The following is a 22,466-nucleotide window of genomic DNA, read 5'->3' on the forward strand; positions in this document are numbered from 1 at the left end:
TCGGGGGTTCGAATCCCCCCCTCACCGCCATATTTAAAGAAGAGCTCGCATGAAAATGCGGGCTTTTTTTTCGCATATTGCACGCATGCAGGGGGGATTCGAACCTTGAAACTCCCTGCGCTCTTTATGTCGGGTGGCGCTGCGCTTACCCGACCTACAAAAAGCTACTCCTCCACCATCTTCGCATACTCTTCAGTCAGAAAATCCACCAGCGTCCTGACCGACGGCAGCATGCCGCGCCGCGAAGGATAAACCGCGTGAATCACTTCCCGTCGGGGTTCCCACGCGTCCAGCACCCGTACCAGTTCCCCTGACGCAAGCTGATCCTTCACCATCAATATCGGCAACTGTACAACGCCCACGCCCGCCATCGCTGCTTCCCGCAATGCCAGCATGTCGGTGGTAATAAAGCGCGGTGCGTAGTGGATCTCCGCTTTCGCCCCTTCTGGACCACTGAGCTCCCATTTATGCACCTGTTTACCGGCCCCCATACTTAATCCAGGCCATTCACTGAGCTCGGAAGGCATTCGCGGTTTACCCATACGTTCAATCAACTGCGGACTTGCCACCAGGCAATGCCCCCTGTCAGCCAGCACCCTTAACACCAGATCGCTGTCATCAAACGGACGCGGACGCACGCGGATAGCCACATCAATACCTTCGCCAACAAGATCGACCCGACGATTGGTGGCCTCAAGCTGGAGATTAATCCCGGGGTAGCGCGCCATAAACCGCGCCAGCATCGGTCCCACGTGGACGTGCAGTAACGTGACGGGACAGGTGATCCTGACGACGCCGCGCGGCTCAGCCTGCAGCGCAGCAACGGCCTCCTCTGCCGCTTCTGCTTCTATCAGCATTGCCTTACAGTGCTGATAGAAAGTGTGCCCCACTTCCGTCACCGTAAACTGCCGCGTCGTGCGCTGTATCAACCGTACGCCAAGCCGCTCCTCCAGCTGCGCGATCCTGCGGCTCAGTTTGGACTTGGGTTGGTCAAGCGCCCTTCCCGCCGCCGCAAACCCCCCGTACTCCACTACCTTCACAAACCAGACGAAGTCATTGAGATCCTGCATAAATCCTCATCGTTCTATTTTCAGAACAGTGAATGCCATTTTAACTATCTACCGGGTTATTAGCCCTGAATATAAGCTAATTACATCAACAGAACATCAGGAGTTAATCATGAAAAACATCACTGGCGTTTATACCGCTCCTCGTCAGCACTGGGTGGGCGACGGTTTCCCGGTCCGTTCAATGTTCTCCTATCAGACGCACGGCGAGCCGCTCAGCCCGTTCCTGCTGCTGGACTACGCGGGCCCATACACCTTTCCGGCAGACGGTGCGAAACGCGGCGTAGGCCAACACCCTCACCGGGGTTTTGAAACGGTCACTCTCGTCTATTCCGGTGAAGTGGAGCATCGCGACTCCACGGGGAAAGGCGGCGTCATTGGGCCCGGCGACGTGCAGTGGATGACCGCCGGCGCAGGCATTTTGCACGAGGAGTTCCACTCCAGCGCGTTCTCACAGAAAGGCGGAGAACTCAAAATGATGCAGCTTTGGGTCAACCTGCCGGCGAAAGACAAGATGGCCGCACCGGGCTACCAGAGCATTACGAAAGCCGACATCCCGGTAGTGACGCTGCCTGACGACGGTGGAACGCTGCGGGTTATTGCCGGTCGCTACGACACGGTGACCGGCCCGGCGCACACCTTCTCGCCGCTCAACGTCTGGGACTTCGCGCTGAACCAGGGAAGCCATCTGACGCTCGCTCAGCCGGAAGGCTGGAGCACGGCGCTGGTCGTGCTTGAAGGCAGCATCACGGTAAACGGTACCGCTCAGGCGGGTGAAGCCCAGCTGGTCGTGTTAAGTCAGGAAGGCGACAAACTGCACCTGGAAGCGAACAGCGATGCAAAAGTGCTGCTGATGGCCGGCGAGCCGCTGAATGAACCGATCGTGGGCTACGGCCCGTTTGTGATGAACAGTAAAGCCGAAATCAACGAAGCCATTCGTGATTTCAATTCCGGCCGCTTCGGCCAGCTCTGAACGTAATAAAGGAGAAGAACATGTCTACACCTGCGAACTTTAATGGAACCCGTCCGGTCATCGATGTGAACGATGCTGTGATGCTCCTTATCGATCACCAGAGCGGTCTGTTCCAGACCGTTGGTGATATGCCAATGCCGGAACTGCGTGCCCGTGCGGCAGCGCTGGCAAAAATCGCTACCCTGGCGAAGATCCCGGTGATCACCACCGCGTCCGTCCCGCAAGGGCCGAACGGACCGCTTATCCCGGAGATCCACGCCAACGCGCCGCATGCGCAATATGTTGCCCGCAAAGGCGAGATCAACGCCTGGGATAACCCGGAATTCGTGGCGGCGGTAAAAGCCACCGGGCGTAAGACGTTGATCATTGCGGGTACCATTACCAGCGTCTGCATGGCCTTCCCGTCGATCAGCGCGGTTGCGGACGGGTATAAGGTGTTTGCGGTGATTGATGCCTCCGGCACCTACAGCAAAATGGCGCAGGAGATCACGCTGGCGCGCGTTGTACAGGCCGGTGTGGTCCCGATGGATACGGCGGCGGTGGCCTCTGAGATCCAGCGTACCTGGAACCGTGAAGATGCAGCGGAGTGGGCGGAAGTGTACACCCACATCTTCCCGGCTTATCAGCTTCTGATCGAAAGCTACAGCAAAGCACAGGAAGTGGTTAAAAACAGCGAAGTGCTCGATTCACAGCGTTAATCCCCTGCTCCGCGGCGTAAAAACCGTGGAGCTGATTATTGCTTAACCGAACAGGCACTAAAGCTGAAAATCTGCTTGACCGTGTCAGCGCAACTCCCTATAGTAGCGCCCCGTTGCCCCCCACGCGGTCAGGCAGCAAAACAATATGGTGAGGTGTCCGAGTGGCTGAAGGAGCACGCCTGGAAAGTGTGTATACGGCAACGTATCGGGGGTTCGAATCCCCCCCTCACCGCCATATTCGAGATGAGAGCTCGTACGAAAGTACGGGCTTTTTTTTCGCATATTGCACGCATGCAGTATTGTAGGTCGGGTAAGCGCAGCGCCACCCGACAACATGCCTGCACATAAAACAAAGCCCGGTTTCCCGGGCCTTGAACGCAACTGCACACTCAGTAATACGCTTGCAGCGTGCGCTGGCAGAGCGCCGAGCGCACGCAGTCATCTTTGGTGAAGCGTACCACCCCAATCATCTCATCTTCCTCAAAACGTGACATCGCGTCGCTCAGTCCGGATTTCACGCCGGACGGCAGGTCACACTGGGTAATATCGCCGTTAACGATAACCGTCACGTTCTCCCCGAGGCGCGTTAAAAACATCTTCATTTGCGCAGCGGTCACGTTCTGAGCCTCGTCAAGAATGACGACCGCATTTTCAAATGTACGTCCGCGCATATAGGCGAACGGCGCGATTTCCACCTTGCCAATCTCTGGCCGCAGGCAGTACTGCATGAAGGATGCACCCAGCCGCTTCACCAGCACGTCATAGACGGGCCTGAAGTACGGGGCAAACTTCTCCGAAATGTCACCGGGCAAGAAGCCGAGATCTTCATCAGCCTGCAGTACCGGACGGGTAACAATGATTCTTTCCACGTCCTTATGGATCAGCGCTTCCGCCGCTTTGGCTGCACTGATCCAGGTTTTCCCGCATCCGGCTTCACCGGTTGCAAAGATGAGCTGTTTACTCTCGATAGCATTCAGGTAGTGCGCCTGAGCCTCATTGCGCGCCACAATTGGAGAATTATCACGGCTGTCACGGGCCATGCCAATTGCTTCTACGCCACTCATCTGCACAAGCGAGGTGACCGATTCTTCTTCACGCTGTTTATGGCTACGTGAATCCCGTCTCAGCACACGTTTTGCTTCGCGACGAGCTTTGATCACTGCTTTTTGTCTTCCCATGGATAGCACCTTGAGTTGTTGGTATTCATCACACGCGCCAGCGTCGGCACGATTATGCGCACGAACATCAGAGGGTTGGCTTCCTTGTAAGCCATTGCTTGCACTATCGGATGACGATACGGAACAGCTACGCGCACCGTTCTGCACGTCGGTCGAATCAGATTCTTGAGGGAGGGGGGAAAATTTAGTGGTGAGGAAATCGCTGCCGGAGTCTGAGCCTCCGCGCCGGGTGCTGCGGTTGTTATGTTTACCTTGTCCAGTACAGGACGCAACCATTCGCGATCTCCATAGTGATTCAGCATCACTGCCGGGAACTACCGCTGTCTTATCTTAAGTACATCAGGAGTTATCATAAATGCAACATTTATTTTACCTGAATGCAACTTTTAGGACTGTCCCTACAGTTGAAATCAGTCTCATATAGAAATATTACAGAAATATAACAGCAGGATAGTCATATGAAAAAATAATGTCCCCGCGAACGGTTGCGGGGACAATTATCAGGCTTCAATAAGACCCTGCGCGAGATACGCGTTGCTGTCGCGCACGCCTGGCAGGGCAAAGAAATAGCCGCCGCCGATAGGTTTAATGTACTCTTCCAGCGCTTCGCCGTTTAAGCGCTTCTGTACAGTCAGGAACCCTTTCTCGAGATCGTGCTGATAGCAGACGAACAGCAGCCCCATATCGAGCTGACCGGAATTGGTCACGCCGAGCGAATAGCTGTATCCCCGACGCATCATCAGACTGGACTGCGTCTCTTTGGTACGCGGATTGGCCAGACGAATATGGCTGTCCAGCGCAATCACGTCGCCATTCGGATCGCGGGCGTAGTCAGGCACATCATGCTCGTTCTTCATGCCGAGCGGTGCCCCGCTTTGCTTATCGCGACCGAAGATCGTCTGCTGCTCTTTGAGCGGCGTGCGGTCCCAGAACTCCACGTGGAACTGAATAATGCGCACCGCCTGATAGCTACCGCCCACCGACCATGCCGGTTCGCCCTGATCGGCAGTGACCCACACCACCTCCTTCATGAGCGCACTATCATGGCTGTCCGGGTTGGCCGTGCCGTCCTTGAAGCCCAGCAGGTTCACCGGGGTCTCTTTCCCTTTGCTGCGGGCGGCGTGGTCAGAGATAAACCCTTCCCGCTTCCAGCGCACGCTCAGCAGATCCGGCGTGTGCTTAATGATGTCGCGCAGGGCGTGGATTACCGTGTCCTGCGTATTGGCGCAAATCTGCAGAAGCAGATCGCCGTGGCAGAGGGCGGCGTCCAGGGAATCATTCGGGAAGCGCGTCATTTTTTGCAGCGCCTTCGGCTTCTGTTTTGCCAGCCCGTAGCGCGCGTCAAACAGCGATTCTCCCAGCGAAACGGTTATGGTCAGGTTATCCGGGGCGATGAATGGCCCCAGAATGCCGGAGTCCATTGGCGGCAGACGCGGGTTCGGCGTATCGGGCGCCGGTCCACCGGCGGTAAGAAACGCGATGCGCGTCGTCAGCAGACGGAACAGGCGTTCCAGATCGGCTTTATCGCTGGCCAGCGAATCAAAGGCCACCAGCATCATCGACGCCTGCTGCGGCGTCAGAATGCCCGCCTGATGCTCGCCATAAAACGGCTGCGTCTCCATGCGGGCGTTGGGTGACAGCGTGCCGGGCGCGCTTTGCGGTTTCGCCGCGTGCGCCACCGGACACCCGCCAGCCAGAGCAAGCGCGCCCCCGAGCGCCCCCACCCCTTTTAACAACCGACGACGGGAAGGCTCAGCCACGTCGTTCTCGTTATGCTTATTCATGGTGCTTAGTCCAGACCCAGTACGCCGCGCAGCAGGGAGAGATCTTCCGCCAGGGCGGTAATCGGGCCTTTCAGCGCGTTACGGTCGGCATCGGTCAGCTTGTCGTAGGTTTCAAAGCCGCCTTTGGTACGGTACTTCGCCAGAATGGTGTCGACCTTTTTGAAGTTGGCGTCCACTTTCGCCAGCAGTTCGCCGTTCTCTTTCTGCAGCTGAGGACGCAGCAGGTTAACAATTTTCTGCGCGCCGTCGACGTTTGCCTGGAAGTCCCACAGGTCGGTATGGCTGTAGCGATCCTCTTCACCGCTGATTTTGCTCGCGGCCACTTCTTCAATCAGACCGGCCGCGCCGCCCACCACTTTAGACGGCGGGAAGGCCAGCTCGCTGATGCGCTTTTGCAGCTCCAGCACGTCGCTGTTCAGCTGCTCAGCGTATTTCTCCATCCCTTTGGTGGTGTTGTCGCCAAACAGGGCTTTCTCCAGACGGTGGAAACCGGTGAATTTCGGATCGGCGGCCTTCTGCTCGAAATCATCTTCACGGGCATCGATGCTGCCATCAAGGTCAGAGAACAGCTCGGCGATCGGCTCGATGCGCTCGTAGTGCTGACGGGTTGGCGCATAGAGGGATTTCGCTTTTTCGATATCCCCGGCCTTCACCGCATCGGTAAAGGCTTTGGTTGCCGTCGCCAGCTCCGCCGTCTCTTTCGTGACGTACGCCTTATACGCGGTAATTGCATCGCCCAGGCTCAGCACCGCAGCGCCTTTCGCCGCATCGGCCGTCGCTTCACCTTTGACGATGAGCTTCCCTTTCGGGTTGGTCAGCAAGCCGCAGGTCATCTCATACTCGCCCGGCTGCAGGTTGGCGGTCATCTTCTGGCTAAAGCCAGGGGCGATATTTTCACGCTCTTCCACCACCAGAACGCCTTTCAGGATCTCCCACTCCAGCGCCTTCTGGCTGTGGTTCTGAATAATAAACTGGGTTTTACCGCTGTTCACCGTGAGGGTCATCGGCTCACACTGCTTGTCGTTGACGGTGACCTTAACCTGTGGAACATCCGCGCCCCAGGCGGAGAATGCAGAAGCGAACAGCGCGGCAATGCCTGCGCATAACGCACTACGACGGAACTGAATTGCCATGACTCTTCCCTTTAAAAGTATGTTGTCACTAAATCAAAAATTACGGCGCAACGCGCGACGCCTGCGTGCCGGTACGCGGCGGCATTGCGAACAGCACCAGCGCCGGAACCAGATAAATGAAGTACATCGCCACCTCGCTGACGCTCGGCGTTTCCTGATAGCCGAAGATACCTTCGAGCAGGGTGCCGGTCAGAGAGTGCGTGGAGAGAACGTTGCTGAGGTCAAACGCCACGTCCTGGAAGTGGTTCCACAGGCCCGCTTCATGGAAGGCGCGAATCGCCCCCGCCGCCAGACCCGCGGCCACCAGCAGAATAAACAGGCTGGTCCACTTGAAGAAGGCGCCCAGATTCAGGCGGATACCGCCCCAGTACAGCAGGAAACCGAGCACCACGGCCATGGCGAGGCCCAGCACGGCCCCCAGCGGCGGCCAGATCCCCACATCCTGCTGAAACGCCGCCAGCAGGAAGAAAACAGACTCCAGCCCTTCACGCGCGACGGCGAAAAAGACCATCATAATGAGCGCCCAGCCGTGGTTGTTCCCCTTCTGCAGCGCGTTATCCACCGCCTGCTCCAGCTGCACCTTCACGTTACGCGAGACTTTACGCATCCAGAACACCATCCAGGTGAGGATCACCACCGCAATCACGGCGACGATACCTTCAAACAGCTCCTGCTCTTTCTGCGGGAACTCGCCGGTAGTTTCGTTAATGAGAATGCCCAGGCCCAGGCAGAGCGCCGCGGCAAGGAATACCCCGACCCACATGACGCCAATCCAGCGCCCGCGCTGGGTTCGCTTCAGATAACTGGCGATGAGGCTCACGATAAGGGCGGCTTCGAGCCCTTCACGTAACATAATGAGAAATGGAACAAACATGCCGACACCTTAAATGTTTATCGCGGTCAACTGATGCAAAGAAAGGTAAATTCTTGTGATAGTGATTATCATTACGGCGGAAAGAAAAACAAGCGAAATGTGCGGTGTTTTGATGACGAGTTGTAAACGCAAAGCCTGATAATAGTGACGTACGTAACGTTCAGGTTTATAAGTTATAACGAAAATGCCCATTTACGCTGATTCAGGGCTGTGGCTAAATATCCGCCTCACAACCTAACTGAAAATAAACCATGTTTAAAATTGTCCATTTCCTGCTGGCGCTGGTGATTATTCTTGCGCTCGCCTGGCTTACGAGTTTTGACCGCCGAAAAATTCGGGTTCGTTTTGTTTTACAGCTGATTGTTATTGAAATTGCGCTGGCGTTCTTTTTCCTGCACGCCGAAAGCGGGTTATTCCTGATTAAATACGTCTCAGGATTTTTTGAGTCACTGCTCAAATTTGCTGGCGAAGGCACCAATTTCGTCTTTGGCGGTATGGGTGAAAAAGGGCTGGCGTTCATTTTCCTCGGCGTGCTTTGTCCGATTATTTTTATTTCCGCACTGATCGGTATTCTTCAGCACTGGCGGATCCTGCCAATTTTTATTCGGGTAATCGGTACGCTGCTGTCAAAACTGAACGGTATGGGCAAGCTGGAATCCTTTAACGCGGTGAGCTCGCTGATCCTCGGCCAGTCGGAAAACTTCATTGCCTACAAAGGCGTGCTGGGCGATCTCTCCTCGCGTCGTCTGTTCACCATGGCGGCCACGGCCATGTCGACGGTCTCCCTGTCGATTGTCGGGGCGTATATGACCATGCTCGACGCCAAATATGTCGTCGCGGCGCTGATTCTCAACATGTTCAGCACCTTTATTATCCTCTCAGTCATCAACCCGGCGCGCCCGGAAGCGGAACCGGATGTTAAGCTCGAAAAACTGCATGAATCCCAGAGCTTCTTCGAGATGCTCGGCGAGTATATTCTGGCCGGTTTTAAAGTGGCGATGATTATTCTGGCGATGCTGATTGGCTTTATCGCGCTTATTAGCGCCGTTAATGCCCTCTTCTCCAGCGTATTTGGCATGAGCTTCCAGCAGATCCTGGGCTATGTATTTTATCCCCTGGCGTGGCTGGTAGGGATTCCGCTAAGCGATGCCTTAAATGCGGGCAGCATTATGGCGACCAAGCTGGTGGCGAATGAATTTGTGGCGATGATTGAGCTGCAGAAAATAGCCCACCAGATGTCCCCGCGCGGGCTGGGGATTTTATCCGTCTTCCTCGTCTCGTTCGCGAACTTTGCCTCCATCGGCATCGTGGCCGGGGCGATTAAGGGCCTGAACGAGCAGCAGGGTAACGTGGTATCGCGTTTCGGGCTGCGTCTGGTGTACGGCGCGACGCTGGTGAGTTTGCTGTCGGCGAGCTTTGCGGGGTTGGTGCTCTGATGCAATGCCGGGTGGCGCGCAGCGATCCCGGCCTACAAAACAACAACGGCGGGAATTCCCGCCGTTTTCATTAAAACTGCACGCACACCGGCTGATCGACACGCATCACCGACTCCTGCGCGAAGCGGGACTTATAAATCCCGCGTAACGCTTCGATGTTCTTCTCGCTCTGCGCATCTTTAACGTGGATCAGCATCAGCGCCTTGCTCGGCTCGCGCGCCACTTTTCCGTCGTTCCCCAGCCACTGCCCGCGGGCATCAAACACCGTTAAGCCATCGCGAAAGCGCGGCGTCACGTCCTGGTCAACAAACTGCTGCCACTCGTTGGGGGTAATCTGCGCCCCGGCAGGACGGTTTAAGCCGAAATAGAGCGTGGTTTGCTGCATCTGGCTATCCGCTTTGCAGGTCTCCACCGCCGCGTGTTGCGATGGCGCGCTGCAGCCCGCCAGCATCAATAATGCCGCCGCCATTAACCCTGTTTTGATCGTCATGCTTCGCTATCCTCATTGTTATAAGCACAGGGATATCACAGGAAAAGACGGATTTTGGCAAGAAAAAAGCCGGGTGCGCTTGCGCTTACCCGGCCTACGGTTTTCCGTGGGAAAAATTATTCCGGCTGCAGCTTAGACGGCGGCGCGGAGTGGTAATGCGCGTCGGCTTCCGCAAAGCGTTTCTGCATGGAGGCAGACGGTGCTTTACCCAGCAGGCTGAAGACCACGATACCGATGCTGCCGAAGATGAAGCCAGGAATGATTTCGTACAGGCCCAGCCAGGCGAACTGTTTCCAGACGATAACGGTCACCGCACCGATAATCATCCCCGCCAGCGCGCCGTTACGGGTCATACGGGACCACATGACGGAGAACAGGACGACCGGACCAAACGCCGCACCGAAGCCCGCCCACGCGTAGCTCACGAGACCCAACACGCGATTTTCCGGGTTGGCCGCCAGCGCAATCGCCACCAGCGCCACCAGCAGCACCATAAAGCGCCCTACCCACACCAGCTCTTTCTGGCTCGCGTTTTTACGCAGGAAGGCCTTATAGAGGTCTTCGGTGATTGCACTGGAGCAGACCAGCAGCTGACAGCTCAGGGTGGACATCACCGCCGCCAGGATCGCAGAGAGCAGAATACCGGCAATCCACGGGTTAAACAGAATCTGCGCAAGTTCGATGAACACGCGCTCGGCGTTCTGGTTCACCGCGCCCGCCTGCGCCGGGTTGTTATTAAAGTAGGCGATACCGAAGAAACCGACCGCACACGCGCCCACCAGACACAAAATCATCCACGTCATGCTGATGCGACGCGCATGAACGATGGTGTGATGAGAATCAGCCGCCATAAAGCGCGCCAGAATGTGCGGCTGACCGAAGTAGCCCAGACCCCAGCCCATCAGGGAGACGATGGCGACAAAGTTCAGCCCTTTCAGCATGTCGACGTTTTCAATGCTCTTCTGCTTGATCACTTCCAGCGATTCGCCAAAGCCGCCAACGGTGAAAATCACAATCACCGGGGTCAGGATCAGGGCAAAGATCATCAGACTTGCCTGCACGGTGTCGGTCCAGCTTACCGCCAGGAACCCGCCCACGAAGGTATAGAGGATGGTCGCCGCCGCACCGGCCCACAGGGCGGTTTCGTAGCTCATGCCGAAGGTGCTTTCGAACAGGCGCGCGCCCGCCACGATGCCGGAGGCACAGTAGATGGTAAAGAACAGGAGGATAACCACGGCAGAGATAATGCGCAGAATGCGGCTGTTATCTTCAAAGCGTCCGGTGAAGTAGTCCGGCAGCGTCAGGGCATTGTTGTTAGCCTCGGTATGCACGCGCAGACGGCCCGCCACCAGCTTCCAGTTGATCCACGCGCCCACGGTCAGACCGATGGCGATCCAGCTTTCCGAGATACCGGAGATAAAAATCGCACCCGGCAGACCCATCAGCAGCCATCCGCTCATGTCCGATGCGCCCGCGGAGAGTGCGGTCACCATCGGGCCTAAACTGCGTCCGCCCAGAATGTAGTCGTCAAAGTTTTTCGTGGAACGCCACGCCAAAAACCCTATCAGGATCATGCCAAAAATATAAACGAGAAATGTCACCAGCATCGGTGTGCTAATTGCCATTCAAATTCTCCAAAAGTGTCGAGCGACAACCATCCGGGTTGCCTTGTTATATGATCACCGGAACGAGGTGACGGTATCTTGTGTTTCGGTTGGGCGCGCTATCCTGCCGTATGCGCCCTCCGCTGACAAACGATTTAACACTGCATTTACATCAATTTCATCCCCGGTTTGATACGAGTTTCCTATAGGTTGCACTCGCTCACGCTTTTACGGGTTGCACCTTTGAAAAGTGTTAACTCCCGCATAAAACCAGGCTTTCCGCGACAAAGCCAGCACGTTTTTCCAGCTAACCATTCGTTAACAATCCATTCATTTTCTGGGTTGCAAACCAGGTCACATTTAACACGGTTGCACAAAGTTGCAACATGGTGGATATTTCACGCTAACGACCAAACACGATGAAAGCACAACAGGAGCTTTGGCATGGGTATGACCACCATGGGGGTTAAGCTGGATGACGCGACCCGCGAACGGATTAAGACCGCAGCAACCCGCATTGATCGCACGCCGCACTGGTTAATTAAGCAGGCGATTTTTAACTATCTCGAAAGACTCGAGAGCGACGAGGGCCTGCCGGAGCTGCCTGCCCTGCTCGCCGGTGCCGCCAATGAAAGCGAAGACGCGCCAGCCGCTGGCGATGAAAGCCATCAGCCGTTCCTCGAATTCGCCGAGCAGATCCTCCCGCAGTCCGTCAGCCGCGCCGCCATCACCGGCGCGTACCGTCGCGCCGAAACCGACGCCGTGCCGATGCTGCTGGAGCAGGCCCGTCTGCCGGAAGCTATTGCCGCACAGGCGCACAGCCTGGCGTACCAGCTGGCTGACAAACTGCGTAACCAGAAAACCGCCACCGGCCGCGCCGGGATGGTTCAGGGTCTGTTGCAGGAGTTTTCCCTCTCCTCACAGGAAGGCGTGGCGCTGATGTGCCTGGCGGAAGCGCTGCTGCGTATTCCGGATAAAGCCACCCGCGACGCGCTGATCCGCGACAAGATCAGCAACGGCAACTGGCATTCGCACATTGGCCGCAGCCCGTCGCTGTTCGTCAACGCCGCGACCTGGGGCCTGCTGTTCACCGGCAAACTGGTCTCGACCCATAACGAAGCCAACCTGTCCCGCTCCCTGAACCGCATCATCGGCAAGAGCGGCGAGCCGCTGATCCGCAAGGGCGTGGACATGGCGATGCGTCTGATGGGCGAGCAGTTCGTCACCGGGGAAACCATTGCCGAAGCGCTGGCGAACGCCCGTAAGCTGGAAGATAAAGGTTTCCGCTACTCCTACGACATGCTGGGCGAAGCGGCGCTGACCGCCGCCGACGCGCAGGCCTACATGGTCTCTTACCAGCAGGCGATCCACGCCATCGGTAAAGCGTCCAACGGTCGCGGTATTTATGAAGGCCCGGGCATCTCCATTAAGCTCTCCGCCCTGCACCCGCGCTACAGCCGCGCGCAGTACGATCGGGTAATGGAAGAGCTCTACCCGCGCCTGAAGTCCCTGACCCTGCTGGCGCGCCAGTATGATATCGGCATTAACATCGACGCCGAAGAGGCCGACCGTCTGGAGATCTCCCTCGATCTGCTGGAAAAACTGTGCTTCGAACCGGAGCTGGCGGGCTGGAACGGCATTGGCTTCGTGATCCAGGCCTACCAGAAGCGCTGCCCGTTCGTCATTGATTACCTGATTGACCTGGCCAGCCGCAGCCGCCGTCGCCTGATGATCCGCCTGGTGAAAGGGGCCTACTGGGACAGCGAAATCAAACGCGCCCAGATGGAAGGGCTGGAAGGCTATCCGGTCTACACCCGCAAGGTCTATACCGACGTCTCTTACCTCGCCTGCGCGAAAAAACTGCTCGGCGTGCCGAACCTGATCTATCCGCAGTTCGCCACTCACAACGCCCACACCCTGGCGGCCATTTACAGCCTGGCCGGGCAGAACTACTACCCGGGCCAGTACGAGTTCCAGTGCCTGCACGGCATGGGTGAACCGCTGTACGAGCAGGTGACCGGTAAAGTGGCGGACGGCAAGCTGAACCGCCCGTGCCGCATTTATGCCCCGGTGGGTACCCACGAAACCCTGCTGGCGTACCTGGTGCGTCGCCTGCTGGAAAACGGCGCGAACACCTCCTTCGTTAACCGCATCGCCGACACCACGCTGCCACTCGACGAGCTGGTCGCCGATCCGGTGCAGGCCGTTGAGAAGATAGCGGCGCAGGAAGGCCAGATTGGCCTGCCGCATCCGAAGATTGCCCTGCCGCGCGAGCTGTACGGCAAGGGTCGCGTCAACTCGGCGGGGCTGGATCTCGCCAACGAACACCGTCTGGCGTCCCTCTCCTCTGCCCTGCTCAACAGCGCGCTGCAGAAGTGGCAGGCGAAACCGATGCTGGAGCAGCCCGTTGCTGACGGCGACATGCAGCCGGTCATCAACCCGGCGGAGCCAAAAGACATCGTCGGCTACGTGCGTGAAGCCACCGAAGCGGAGGTGGATCAGGCGCTGGACAGCGCGGTGAATAACGCCCCTATCTGGTTCGCCACCCCGCCGCAGGAGCGTGCCGCCATTCTGGAACGCGCGGCGGTGCTGATGGAAGATCAGATGCAGTCGCTCATCGGCATTCTGGTGCGCGAAGCGGGTAAAACCTTCAGCAACGCCATCGCCGAAGTGCGCGAGGCGGTCGACTTCCTGCACTACTACGCCGGTCAGGTGCGCGATGATTTCGACAACGAAACCCACCGTCCGCTCGGCCCGGTCGTCTGTATCAGCCCGTGGAACTTCCCGCTGGCGATCTTCACCGGCCAGATAGCCGCCGCCCTGGCCGCAGGCAACAGCGTGCTGGCAAAACCGGCGGAGCAGACCCCGCTGATTGCCGCACAGGGCATCAACATTCTTCTGGAGGCAGGCGTACCGGCGGGCGTGGTCCAGCTGCTGCCGGGCCGCGGTGAAACCGTGGGCGCCAAACTGACCTCCGATAACCGCGTGCGCGGCGTGATGTTTACCGGTTCGACCGAAGTGGCCTCGCTGCTGCAGCGCAATATTGCCACCCGTCTGGATGCGCAGGGTCGTCCTACGCCGCTCATTGCGGAAACCGGCGGCATGAACGCCATGATCGTCGACTCCTCTGCCCTCACCGAGCAGGTGGTAGTTGACGTTCTGGCCTCCGCCTTCGACAGCGCCGGTCAGCGCTGCTCCGCCCTGCGCGTGCTGTGCCTGCAGGATGACGTGGCGGACCACACGCTGAAGATGCTGCGCGGCGCGATGGCCGAATGCCGCATGGGCAACCCGGGCCGTCTCACCACCGACATCGGGCCGGTGATCGACGCGGAAGCCAAAGCCAATATTGAAAACCACATTCAGGCCATGCGCGCGAAAGGCCGTCCGGTGTTCCAGGCGGTGCGAGACAACAGCGAAGACGCCCGCGAGTGGCGTTCCGGCACCTTTGTGCCGCCTACGCTTATCGAGCTGGCAAGCTTCGACGAGCTGAAAAAAGAGGTCTTCGGTCCGGTGCTGCACGTGGTGCGCTACAACCGTAACAACCTCAACGAGCTGGTTGAGCAGATCAACGCCTCCGGCTATGGCCTGACGCTCGGCGTGCATACCCGTATCGACGAGACCATCGCGCAGGTGACCGGCAGCGCCAAAGTGGGCAACCTGTACGTTAACCGCAACATGGTTGGCGCGGTCGTGGGCGTGCAGCCGTTCGGCGGTGAAGGCCTCTCCGGCACCGGCCCGAAAGCGGGCGGTCCGCTCTACCTGTACCGTCTGCTGGCGAACCGTCCTGAGAACGCGCTGGGCGTCACCCTGGCGCGTCAGGATGCGGAGTATCCGGTGGATGCGCAGTTGAAAACCGTGCTGACCCAGCCGCTGGACGCGCTGATTAAGTGGGCTGATAATCGTCCAGAGCTGCGTGCGATTGCGCAGCAGTACGGCGAGCTGGCACAGGCCGGTACGCAGCGTCTGCTGCCGGGGCCGACCGGCGAGCGCAATACCTGGACGCTGATGCCGCGCGAGCGCGTTCTGTGCGTGGCGGATAACGAGCAGGACGCGCTGGTACAGCTGGCCGCCGCGATGGCCACCGGGTGTGAAGTGCTGTGGCCGGACGATGCGCTGCATCGCGACCTGGCCAAACAGCTGCCGAAAGCGGTCTCGGCCCGTATCCACTTCACGAAAGCCGATGCGCTGCTGACGCAGCCGTTTGATGCCGTGATTTATCACGGTGATTCCGATCAGCTGCGCGAGCTCTGCGAGCAGGTTGCGGCCCGCAGCGGGGCGATTGTTTCGGTACAGGGCTTCGCGCGCGGGGAAACCAACCTGCTGCTGGAACGCCTGTATGTAGAGCGCTCGCTCAGCGTCAATACCGCGGCGGCAGGCGGTAACGCCAGCCTGATGACCATCGGTTAATCGTGTAAACTTTCCCCGGTGGCGCTACGCTTACCGGGGCTACAAAACAACCGTAGGCCGGATAAGCGCAGCGCATCCGGCTTTTTTACACGGAGGGGATGATGAAAAGAGTATTTCTCACAGGCGCAGCGCTGCTGCTAAGCGCCAGCGCGCTGGCCGACGAGTGCGACAAGGCGACCACCCAGCTTGAACTGAACACCTGTAGCGCGCAGCAGTACCAGGCTGCCGATAAAAAGCTCAACCAGACCTATCAGGCCGCCGTCAAGCGTGCGGAAGCCCCTCAGCGCGAGCTGCTGAAAAAGGCGCAGCAGGCCTGGATTGCCCTGCGCGACGCGGACTGTGCGTTTATCGGTTCGGGGACGGAAGGCGGCAGCGTTCAGCCGATGATCGTGAATCAGTGCCTGGCGGAGAAAACCGTGGAGCGCGAGGCGTTTCTGGCCTCGCTGATGCAGTGTGAAGAGGGCGACTTAAGCTGCCCTCTCCCACCGGGGAACTAGCGCAAGCGGATCCCTTCGATAATCATCCGCTGCACGTTCTCCAGGGTGCTGTGGAAAAACGCTTCGTCCTGGAGCGTTTTTCCGGTCACCGCCTCGACCTGGGCCGCAAAGTCAGCGTAATGCTGGGTGGAGGCCCAAATCATAAAGATCAGATGATGCGGATCGACCGGGGCCAACTTTCCGCTGGCCACCCATCCGGCAATAATGGCCGACTTATCGTCCACCAGCTGTTTTAAATCTCCGGTCAGCTCCGCCTGCAACAGCGGCGCCCCCTGCAGCATCTCAAGACAAAACAGCCGTGATGCCTGCGGGTAATCGCGCGACACCTCCAGCTTCAGGCGTATGTACTCTTTGATCGCCACCAGCGGGGCCAGCTCTTCGCGGAACGCTTTCAGCGGCGCCAGCCAGATATCGAGGATCTGCTGCATCACCGCGACATAGAGCGCCTCTTTCGACGGGTAATAGTAGAGCAGATTGGTTTTGGATACCCCGGACTGCTCCGCCACCTGCTCCAGGCGCGTGCCGTGAATGCCAAACTGCGAAAAGGTCTCCAGCGCCGCGCTGAGGATCGCCTGCTTCTTGGCGCTCACCGCCTGCGAACGTTTACCTGGTGTTTTCACTGCGCCTTGTGTCATTCCCGCTCTCCTTATTCTGCGTTGCCCTCAGCATAGCAAAACCCCCGTCTCGCCACGACATCCTGCACCCCGATCGCGCATGAATGCCTGTTTTCTGTGCAATGTTTTTGACCAGTTAGTCCACATTTAATCACATCAAACCACCAACCTCTGATTAACACATTAATAACACTGCCATTTTCAAAACTGGCACTGCCTTTGCAAAAACACCGTTACACCTGCGACGTAATGAAGAGAGGTTCGTGATGAAAATTGGCGTATTTGTACCCATCGGCAACAACGGCTGGCTTATCTCGACCACTGCACCGCAATACATGCCGACCTTTGAGCTGAATAAAGCCATCGTGCAGAAAGCGGAGCACTATCATTTCGACTTTGCGCTTTCGATGATCAAGCTGCGCGGCTTCGGCGGCAAAACCGAGTTCTGGGATCACAACCTGGAGTCCTTCACCCTGATGGCCGGGCTGGCCGCGGTCACCTCGCGGATCCAGATCTACGCCACCGCAGCCACCCTCACCCTGCCCCCGGCGATCGTGGCGCGCATGGCCTCCACCATCGACTCCATCTCCGGCGGACGCTTTGGCGTCAACCTGGTAACCGGCTGGCAAAAACCGGAGTACGAGCAGATGGGTCTCTGGCCGGGCGACGATTACTTCTCTCGCCGCTACGACTACCTGACCGAGTACGTGCAGGTCCTGCGCGACCTGTGGGGGACCGGAAAAAGCGATTTCAAGGGCGACTTCTTCACCATGAACGACTGCCGCGTCAGCCCGCAGCCGTCGGTGCCGATGAAGGTGATTTGCGCCGGGCAGAGCGACGCCGGGATGGAATTCTCGGCGAAATACGCCGACTTCAACTTCTGCTTCGGTAAAGGGGTTAACACGCCTGCCGCCTTCGCCCCGACCGCCGCGCGCATGAAAGAAGCCGCCGACAAAACCGGGCGCGACGTGGGCTCCTACGTGCTGTTTATGGTCATTGCCGACGAAACCGACGAGGCCGCACGCGCCAAATGGCAGCGCTATAAGGACGGCGCCGACGAGGAGGCCCTGAGCTGGCTCACCGAGCAGAGCCAGAAGGATACCCGCTCCGGGGCGGATACCAACGTTCGCCAGATGGCCGACCCGACCTCCGCGGTCAATATCAACATGGGCACGCTGGTCGGCTCGTACGCCAGCGTCGCCAGGATGCTGGACGAAGTGGCAGCCGTTCCCGGGGCGGAAGGCGTCCTGCTGACCTTCGATGACTTCCTCACCGGCGTGGAAACCTTCGGCGAGCGCATCCAGCCGCTGATGCAGTGCCGCGCCCACATCCCTGCCGTCACGAAGGAGGTAGCGTAATGACAACCCTTAACGCACGCCCGGAAGCCATCACCTTTGCGCCGCAGCAGAGCGCGCTGATCGTGGTGGACATGCAAAACGCCTACGCCAGCCAGGGCGGTTATCTGGATCTGGCGGGGTTCGACGTCTCCACCACCCGGCCGGTGATCGCGAACATCAAAACCGCCGTCGCCGCCGCGCGCGCCGCGGGCATGCTTATCATCTGGTTCCAGAACGGCTGGGATGACCAGTACGTTGAGGCCGGCGGTCCCGGTTCACCGAACTTTCACAAGTCGAACGCCCTGAAAACCATGCGTAAACGGCCCGAACTGCAGGGCAAGCTGCTGGCGAAGGGTGGCTGGGACTATCAGCTGGTGGATGAGCTGGTCCCGCAGGCGGGTGATATCGTCCTGCCGAAACCGCGCTACAGCGGCTTTTTCAACACCCCGCTCGACAGCCTGCTGCGCAGCCGGGGCATTCGCCACCTGGTCTTTACCGGCATTGCCACCAACGTCTGCGTGGAGTCGACCCTGCGCGACGGCTTTTTCCTCGAGTATTTCGGCGTGGTGCTGGAAGACGCGACCCATCAGGCCGGGCCGGATTTCGCCCAGAAGGCGGCCCTGTTCAATATCGAAACCTTTTTTGGCTGGGTCAGTAACGTTGCGGATTTCTGCGACGCCCTGAATCCCCCGCTCGCCCGTATCGCCTGAGGAGACGCACGATGCCGAAATCCGTAATCATCCCGCCGGGCACCAGCACGCCCATCGCCCCGTTTGTCCCCGGCACCCTTGCCGACGGCGTGGTGTATGTCTCCGGCACGCTGCCGTTTGATAAAGACAACAACGTGGTGTTTATCAACGACCCAAAGGCGCAAACCCGCCACGTGCTGGAGACGATCAAAACCGTGATCGAAACGGCGGGTGGCACGATGGAAGACGTGACCTTCAACAGCATCTTTATTACCGACTGGAAAAACTACGCCGCGATTAACGAAATCTACGCGGAGTTCTTCCCCGGCGATAAGCCGGCCCGATTCTGCATTCAGTGCGGGCTGGTGAAGCCGGACGCGCTGGTTGAGATCGCCACCGTTGCGCACATCGCGAAGTGAGGCAGGCATGAAACTCTCCGTCTCACCGCCCCCGTATGAGGGTGCGCCCGTGGTGGTCCTTATTGCCGGTCTCGGCGGCAGCGGCAGCTACTGGCTGCCCCAGCTGGCCGCGCTGGAACCCGAGTATCAGGTGGTGTGTTATGACCAGCGCGGAACGGGCAATAACCCCGACGCCCTGCCGGAAGGATACAGCCTGGCACAGATGGCGGACGAACTGGCCCAGGCGCTGGCTGAGGCCGGGATTGCCCGCTACAGCGTCGTCGGCCATGCGCTGGGGGCACTGGTCGGCCTGCAGCTGGCCCTCGACCGCCCCGACGCCCTCACCGCGCTGGTGTGCGTCAACGGCTGGTTGACCCTCAGCGCGCATACCCGCCGCTGCTTTCAGATCCGCGAGCGCCTGCTGCATTACGGCGGCCCACAGGCGTGGGTTGAGGCGCAGCCGCTGTTTCTCTACCCGGCAGACTGGATGGCCGCTCGCGCCCCCCGTCTGGAGGCCGAAGAAGCGCTGGCGCTGGCCCACTTTCAGGGAAAAGCCAACCTGCTGCACCGACTCAGCGCCCTGAAAAAGGCCGACTTCAGCCGCCACGCCGCGCGCATCCGCTGCCCGGTCCAGATCATCTGTTCCGCCGACGACATGCTGGTGCCCTCTGTCTGCTCGTCTGAGCTGCAGGCGGCCATCCCGCACAGCCACAGCGCGGTGATGCGCCAGGGCGGCCATGCCTGCAACGTCACCGAGCCGGACACCTTTAACACCCTGCTGCTGAACGGGCTGGCCAGCCTGCTGCACAGTCATGAACACGCTTTATAAGGAGCTGTAATGAGCGAAGCCATTAATCCCACCGCGCTGGAAACGCTGTTCACCGGCGCCCGCACCCATAGCGGCTGGCAGGATATTGCCGTCAGCGACGAGACGCTGCGCGAAATCTACGACCTGATGAAATGGGGGCCAACCTCGGCCAACTGCTCCCCGGCACGGATTGTGTTTGTGCGAAGCGCGGAGGGAAAAGAGAAGCTGCGCCCGGCGCTCTCCAGCGGCAACCTGGAGAAAACGCTCACCGCCCCGGTTACGGCGATCGTGGCCTGGGACAGTGAATTCTACGAGCGCCTGCCTGAACTGTTCCCGCACGGCGATGCCAGAAGCTGGTTTACCGCAAGTCCCGCGCTGGCGGAAGAGACCGCCTTCCGCAACAGCTCGCTGCAGGCCGCCTACATGATTTTCGCCTGTCGCGCGCTGGGGCTGGACACCGGCCCGATGTCGGGCTTTGACCGCCAAAAGGTCGACGAGGCCTTTTTCACCGGCACGACGCTTAAAAGCAATCTGCTGATCAACATTGGCTACGGCGACCCGGGCAAACTTTACGGGCGCCTGCCGCGCCTGACCTTCGACGATGCCTGCGGGCTGGCGTAAGGAGCGAACATGACGACACCGGATAAGCAAACCTTTCGCGACGCCATGGCCTGCGTTGGCGCGGCGGTGAACATCATCACCACCGACGGCCCGGCGGGGCTGGCAGGCTTCACCGCCAGCGCGGTGTGCAGCGTTACGGATTCACCGCCCACCCTGCTGGTGTGCCTGAACCGCGGCGCGTCCGTCTGGCCGACGTTCAGCGAAAACCGCACCCTTTGCGTGAATACCCTCAGCGCCGGACAGGAGCCGCTCTCAAACCTGTTTGGCGGCAAAACGCCAATAGAAGAACGCTTCGCCGCCGCCCGCTGGCAGACGGGCGACACCGGATGTCCGCGTCTGGAGGATGCGCTGGCCTCGTTTGACTGCCGCATCAGCCAGGTGGTGAGCGTCGGCACCCATGACATTTTGTTCTGCGACATCGTTTCGATTATTCGCCACCCGGCGCCGCAAGGGCTGGTGTGGTTTGACCGCGGCTACCACGCGCTGATGCGACCCGCCTGTTAAGGCGCTCTAAGGAGACAGACCATGTTCGGATTTCCCCACTGGCAGTTGAAATCGACCTCCACAGACGCTGGCGTGGTCGCGCCGGATGAACGCCTCCCGCTCGGGCAGACGATGGTGATGGGCGTCCAGCACGCGGTCGCCATGTTTGGCGCCACGGTGCTGATGCCGATGCTGATGGGACTGGATCCCAACCTCTCGATTCTGATGTCGGGTATCGGCACCCTGCTGTTCTTTTTTGTCACCGGCGGGCGCGTGCCGAGCTATCTGGGCTCCAGCGCCGCCTTTGTCGGCGTGGTGATCGCCACCACCGGCTTTAACGGCCAGGGAATCAACCCCAACCTGAGCGTGGCCCTCGGCGGCATTATCGCCTGCGGTCTGGTGTATACCCTGATTGGTCTGGTGGTGATGAAGATCGGCACGCGCTGGATCGAACGCATGATGCCCCCCGTCGTCACCGGCGCGGTAGTAATGGCGATCGGTCTGAACCTTGCGCCGATTGCGGTGAAAAGCGTCTCCGGCTCGCCCTTTGAAAGCTGGATGGCCGTCGTGACCGTGCTGTGCATCGGTCTGGTGGCGGTCTTTACGCGGGGCATGATCCAGCGGCTGCTGATCCTGGTCGGGTTGATTGTCGCCTGTCTGGTATATGCCCTGCTGGCAAACGTTTTTGGTTTCGGCAAGCCGGTTGATTTTACGCTGCTGCATCAGGCCGCCTGGTTCGGCCTGCCGCAGATCACCTCCCCCACCTTTAACACCCAGGCGATGATGCTTATCGCCCCCGTCGCAGTTATCCTGGTGGCGGAAAATCTGGGCCACCTGAAGGCGGTCGCGGGAATGACCGGACGCAGCATGGACCCGTACATGGGCCGCGCGTTCGTCGGCGACGGGCTGGCGACCATGCTCTCCGGTTCCGTGGGCGGCAGCGGCGTTACCACCTATGCCGAGAATATCGGCGTGATGGCGGTGACCAAAGTCTATTCGACGCTGGTCTTCGTGGCGGCGGCAGTGATGGCGATGCTGCTCGGCTTCTCGCCGAAATTCGGCGCGCTGATCCATACCATTCCGTCACCGGTCATCGGCGGGGCATCAATCGTGGTGTTTGGGCTGATCGCCGTGGCCGGGGCGCGCATCTGGGTGCAGCATCGCGTCGACCTTAGTCAGAATGGCAACCTGATTATGGTGGCGGTCACGCTGGTGCTGGGCGCGGGCGATTTTGCCCTGACGCTGGGCGGGTTTACGATCGGCGGGATTGGCACGGCGACCTTCGGCGCGATCCTGCTTAACGCCCTGCTGAGCCGCCGGAAAAGGGATGTGGCACAAGGGGAAGCCATCACCCCGTCCACCTGATATGTGTTTC

20 protein-coding genes and 2 tRNA genes (1 of these 22 only partly in view) are annotated in these 22,466 nt (G+C 59.2%); 14 read left to right on the plus strand and 8 right to left on the minus strand.

The genetic code is table 11. The annotated features are described in order from the left end of the window. Nucleotides 1-30, plus strand: a tRNA-OTHER gene (locus HMPREF3143_RS15370); it begins 47 nt to the left of the window's first position. A 134-nt stretch (nucleotides 31-164) separates the two neighbouring features. Here the strand turns inward: HMPREF3143_RS15370 and HMPREF3143_RS15375 are convergent. Beyond that, on the minus strand, nucleotides 165-1,070 hold the full coding sequence (locus HMPREF3143_RS15375) for a LysR family transcriptional regulator (protein WP_025912992.1): 906 nt from the start codon (nucleotides 1,068-1,070) through the stop codon (nucleotides 165-167). Between the two features lie 109 nt (nucleotides 1,071-1,179). On the opposite strand from HMPREF3143_RS15375, the gene HMPREF3143_RS15380 reads away from it, so the two are divergent. The 3 genes from HMPREF3143_RS15380 to HMPREF3143_RS15390 all read left to right on the plus strand — a co-directional run bounded on the left by HMPREF3143_RS15380 (nucleotide 1,180) and on the right by HMPREF3143_RS15390 (nucleotide 2,973). Then, nucleotides 1,180-2,040 (plus strand): pirin family protein, encoded by an 861-nt coding sequence (locus tag HMPREF3143_RS15380; protein ID WP_008503511.1) that lies wholly within the window; start codon nucleotides 1,180-1,182, stop codon nucleotides 2,038-2,040. 20 nt (nucleotides 2,041-2,060) lie between these two features. Beyond that, entirely contained in the window at nucleotides 2,061-2,738 is a 678-nt protein-coding gene (locus HMPREF3143_RS15385; protein WP_008503510.1) for an isochorismatase family protein, read from the plus strand. A gap of 147 nt (nucleotides 2,739-2,885) precedes the next feature. Further along, nucleotides 2,886-2,973 (plus strand) — tRNA-Ser (locus HMPREF3143_RS15390). A gap of 154 nt (nucleotides 2,974-3,127) precedes the next feature. Here HMPREF3143_RS15390 and phoH read toward each other — a convergent pair. The 4 genes from phoH to efeU form a co-directional block, all read right to left on the minus strand. Continuing rightward, nucleotides 3,128-3,916, minus strand: a complete 789-nt coding sequence (gene phoH / locus HMPREF3143_RS15395) for a phosphate starvation-inducible protein PhoH (protein ID WP_008503509.1) — start codon at nucleotides 3,914-3,916, stop codon at nucleotides 3,128-3,130. Nucleotides 3,917-4,416: 500 nt separating this feature from the next. Then, complete coding sequence (gene efeB, locus HMPREF3143_RS15400; RefSeq protein WP_045334692.1) at nucleotides 4,417-5,700, minus strand: iron uptake transporter deferrochelatase/peroxidase subunit; 1,284 nt, start codon at nucleotides 5,698-5,700, stop codon at nucleotides 4,417-4,419. Nucleotides 5,701-5,705: 5 nt separating this feature from the next. After that, on the minus strand, nucleotides 5,706-6,833 hold the full coding sequence (gene efeO / locus HMPREF3143_RS15405) for an iron uptake system protein EfeO (protein ID WP_070533537.1): 1,128 nt from the start codon (nucleotides 6,831-6,833) through the stop codon (nucleotides 5,706-5,708). 40 nt (nucleotides 6,834-6,873) lie between these two features. Next, nucleotides 6,874-7,707, minus strand: coding sequence for an iron uptake transporter permease EfeU (gene efeU, locus HMPREF3143_RS15410; protein ID WP_070533539.1), 834 nt, complete (start codon nucleotides 7,705-7,707; stop codon nucleotides 6,874-6,876). 251 nt (nucleotides 7,708-7,958) lie between these two features. On the opposite strand from efeU, the gene HMPREF3143_RS15415 reads away from it, so the two are divergent. After that, on the plus strand, nucleotides 7,959-9,143 hold the full coding sequence (locus HMPREF3143_RS15415) for a NupC/NupG family nucleoside CNT transporter (protein WP_021240801.1): 1,185 nt from the start codon (nucleotides 7,959-7,961) through the stop codon (nucleotides 9,141-9,143). A gap of 70 nt (nucleotides 9,144-9,213) precedes the next feature. Here the strand turns inward: HMPREF3143_RS15415 and HMPREF3143_RS15420 are convergent, their stop codons facing one another. Together HMPREF3143_RS15420 and putP are read right to left on the minus strand one after the other, a co-directional pair. Continuing rightward, nucleotides 9,214-9,633, minus strand: a complete 420-nt coding sequence (locus HMPREF3143_RS15420) for a DUF3574 domain-containing protein (RefSeq protein ID WP_045417148.1) — start codon at nucleotides 9,631-9,633, stop codon at nucleotides 9,214-9,216. Between the two features lie 116 nt (nucleotides 9,634-9,749). Next, the gene (putP, locus tag HMPREF3143_RS15425) at nucleotides 9,750-11,258 is read right to left on the minus strand and encodes a sodium/proline symporter PutP (RefSeq protein ID WP_070533541.1); all 1,509 of its coding nucleotides are present in this window, start codon (nucleotides 11,256-11,258) and stop codon (nucleotides 9,750-9,752) included. A gap of 423 nt (nucleotides 11,259-11,681) precedes the next feature. On the opposite strand from putP, the gene putA reads away from it, so the two are divergent. Further along, nucleotides 11,682-15,644, plus strand: coding sequence for a trifunctional transcriptional regulator/proline dehydrogenase/L-glutamate gamma-semialdehyde dehydrogenase (gene putA, locus HMPREF3143_RS15430; RefSeq protein WP_070533543.1), 3,963 nt, complete (start codon nucleotides 11,682-11,684; stop codon nucleotides 15,642-15,644). Nucleotides 15,645-15,745: 101 nt separating this feature from the next. Continuing rightward, a complete protein-coding gene (locus tag HMPREF3143_RS15435; protein ID WP_070533545.1) occupies nucleotides 15,746-16,141 on the plus strand; it encodes a lysozyme inhibitor LprI family protein in 396 nt (131 codons plus the stop codon). Here HMPREF3143_RS15435 and rutR read toward each other — a convergent pair. Then, nucleotides 16,138-16,776 (minus strand): HTH-type transcriptional regulator RutR, encoded by a 639-nt coding sequence (gene rutR / locus HMPREF3143_RS15440; protein WP_008499819.1) that lies wholly within the window; start codon nucleotides 16,774-16,776, stop codon nucleotides 16,138-16,140. The two genes, HMPREF3143_RS15435 and rutR, sit on opposite strands and share 4 nt — an antisense overlap. A gap of 245 nt (nucleotides 16,777-17,021) precedes the next feature. Between rutR and rutA the strand changes: the two genes are divergently transcribed. The 7 genes from rutA to rutG are packed head-to-tail and all read left to right on the plus strand — an operon-like array spanning nucleotide 17,022 to nucleotide 22,456. After that, nucleotides 17,022-18,113: a pyrimidine utilization protein A gene (gene rutA / locus HMPREF3143_RS15445; RefSeq protein ID WP_045372964.1), complete on the plus strand. Its 1,092-nt coding sequence runs from the start codon at nucleotides 17,022-17,024 to the stop codon at nucleotides 18,111-18,113. Next, complete coding sequence (gene rutB / locus HMPREF3143_RS15450) at nucleotides 18,113-18,802, plus strand: pyrimidine utilization protein B (RefSeq protein WP_070533548.1); 690 nt, start codon at nucleotides 18,113-18,115, stop codon at nucleotides 18,800-18,802. Before rutA ends, rutB begins: the two co-directional genes overlap by 1 nt. An 11-nt stretch (nucleotides 18,803-18,813) precedes the next feature. Further along, nucleotides 18,814-19,200, plus strand: coding sequence for a pyrimidine utilization protein C (rutC, locus tag HMPREF3143_RS15455; protein WP_008499822.1), 387 nt, complete (start codon nucleotides 18,814-18,816; stop codon nucleotides 19,198-19,200). A gap of 7 nt (nucleotides 19,201-19,207) precedes the next feature. Continuing rightward, nucleotides 19,208-20,008, plus strand: coding sequence for a pyrimidine utilization protein D (gene rutD, locus HMPREF3143_RS15460; protein WP_021240807.1), 801 nt, complete (start codon nucleotides 19,208-19,210; stop codon nucleotides 20,006-20,008). Nucleotides 20,009-20,017: 9 nt separating this feature from the next. Beyond that, the gene (locus HMPREF3143_RS15465; protein WP_047747677.1) at nucleotides 20,018-20,608 is read left to right on the plus strand and encodes a malonic semialdehyde reductase; all 591 of its coding nucleotides are present in this window, start codon (nucleotides 20,018-20,020) and stop codon (nucleotides 20,606-20,608) included. Between the two features lie 9 nt (nucleotides 20,609-20,617). Beyond that, nucleotides 20,618-21,112, plus strand: a complete 495-nt coding sequence (gene rutF / locus HMPREF3143_RS15470) for an NADH-dependent FMN reductase RutF (RefSeq protein ID WP_039023899.1) — start codon at nucleotides 20,618-20,620, stop codon at nucleotides 21,110-21,112. 21 nt (nucleotides 21,113-21,133) lie between these two features. Continuing rightward, on the plus strand, nucleotides 21,134-22,456 hold the full coding sequence (gene rutG / locus HMPREF3143_RS15475; protein WP_070533550.1) for a pyrimidine utilization transport protein G: 1,323 nt from the start codon (nucleotides 21,134-21,136) through the stop codon (nucleotides 22,454-22,456). Nucleotides 22,457-22,466: the final 10 nt, after the last annotated feature.

The organism is Enterobacter sp. HMSC16D10, assembly GCF_001807145.1.
Lineage (GTDB): Bacteria > Pseudomonadota > Gammaproteobacteria > Enterobacterales > Enterobacteriaceae > Enterobacter > Enterobacter roggenkampii.

Excerpts from the sequence above, each read along its gene's own strand:
- rutB (WP_070533548.1), top strand. The coding sequence starts at position 18,113 with ATGACAACCCTTAACGCACGCCCGGAAGCCATCACCTTTGCGCCGCAG.
- HMPREF3143_RS15420 (WP_045417148.1), bottom strand. The coding sequence starts at position 9,633 with ATGACGATCAAAACAGGGTTAATGGCGGCGGCATTATTGATGCTGGCG.
- putA (WP_070533543.1), top strand. The coding sequence starts at position 11,682 with ATGGGTATGACCACCATGGGGGTTAAGCTGGATGACGCGACCCGCGAA.
- putP (WP_070533541.1), bottom strand. The coding sequence starts at position 11,258 with ATGGCAATTAGCACACCGATGCTGGTGACATTTCTCGTTTATATTTTT.
- efeO (WP_070533537.1), bottom strand. The coding sequence starts at position 6,833 with ATGGCAATTCAGTTCCGTCGTAGTGCGTTATGCGCAGGCATTGCCGCG.
- rutF (WP_039023899.1), top strand. The coding sequence starts at position 20,618 with ATGACGACACCGGATAAGCAAACCTTTCGCGACGCCATGGCCTGCGTT.
- rutD (WP_021240807.1), top strand. The coding sequence starts at position 19,208 with ATGAAACTCTCCGTCTCACCGCCCCCGTATGAGGGTGCGCCCGTGGTG.
- rutG (WP_070533550.1), top strand. The coding sequence starts at position 21,134 with ATGTTCGGATTTCCCCACTGGCAGTTGAAATCGACCTCCACAGACGCT.
- HMPREF3143_RS15380 (WP_008503511.1), top strand. The coding sequence starts at position 1,180 with ATGAAAAACATCACTGGCGTTTATACCGCTCCTCGTCAGCACTGGGTG.
- HMPREF3143_RS15375 (WP_025912992.1), bottom strand. The coding sequence starts at position 1,070 with ATGCAGGATCTCAATGACTTCGTCTGGTTTGTGAAGGTAGTGGAGTAC.
- phoH (WP_008503509.1), bottom strand. The coding sequence starts at position 3,916 with ATGGGAAGACAAAAAGCAGTGATCAAAGCTCGTCGCGAAGCAAAACGT.
- HMPREF3143_RS15465 (WP_047747677.1), top strand. The coding sequence starts at position 20,018 with ATGAGCGAAGCCATTAATCCCACCGCGCTGGAAACGCTGTTCACCGGC.
- HMPREF3143_RS15385 (WP_008503510.1), top strand. The coding sequence starts at position 2,061 with ATGTCTACACCTGCGAACTTTAATGGAACCCGTCCGGTCATCGATGTG.
- rutC (WP_008499822.1), top strand. The coding sequence starts at position 18,814 with ATGCCGAAATCCGTAATCATCCCGCCGGGCACCAGCACGCCCATCGCC.
- rutA (WP_045372964.1), top strand. The coding sequence starts at position 17,022 with ATGAAAATTGGCGTATTTGTACCCATCGGCAACAACGGCTGGCTTATC.
- HMPREF3143_RS15415 (WP_021240801.1), top strand. The coding sequence starts at position 7,959 with ATGTTTAAAATTGTCCATTTCCTGCTGGCGCTGGTGATTATTCTTGCG.
- efeU (WP_070533539.1), bottom strand. The coding sequence starts at position 7,707 with ATGTTTGTTCCATTTCTCATTATGTTACGTGAAGGGCTCGAAGCCGCC.
- efeB (WP_045334692.1), bottom strand. The coding sequence starts at position 5,700 with ATGAATAAGCATAACGAGAACGACGTGGCTGAGCCTTCCCGTCGTCGG.
- HMPREF3143_RS15435 (WP_070533545.1), top strand. The coding sequence starts at position 15,746 with ATGAAAAGAGTATTTCTCACAGGCGCAGCGCTGCTGCTAAGCGCCAGC.
- rutR (WP_008499819.1), bottom strand. The coding sequence starts at position 16,776 with ATGACACAAGGCGCAGTGAAAACACCAGGTAAACGTTCGCAGGCGGTG.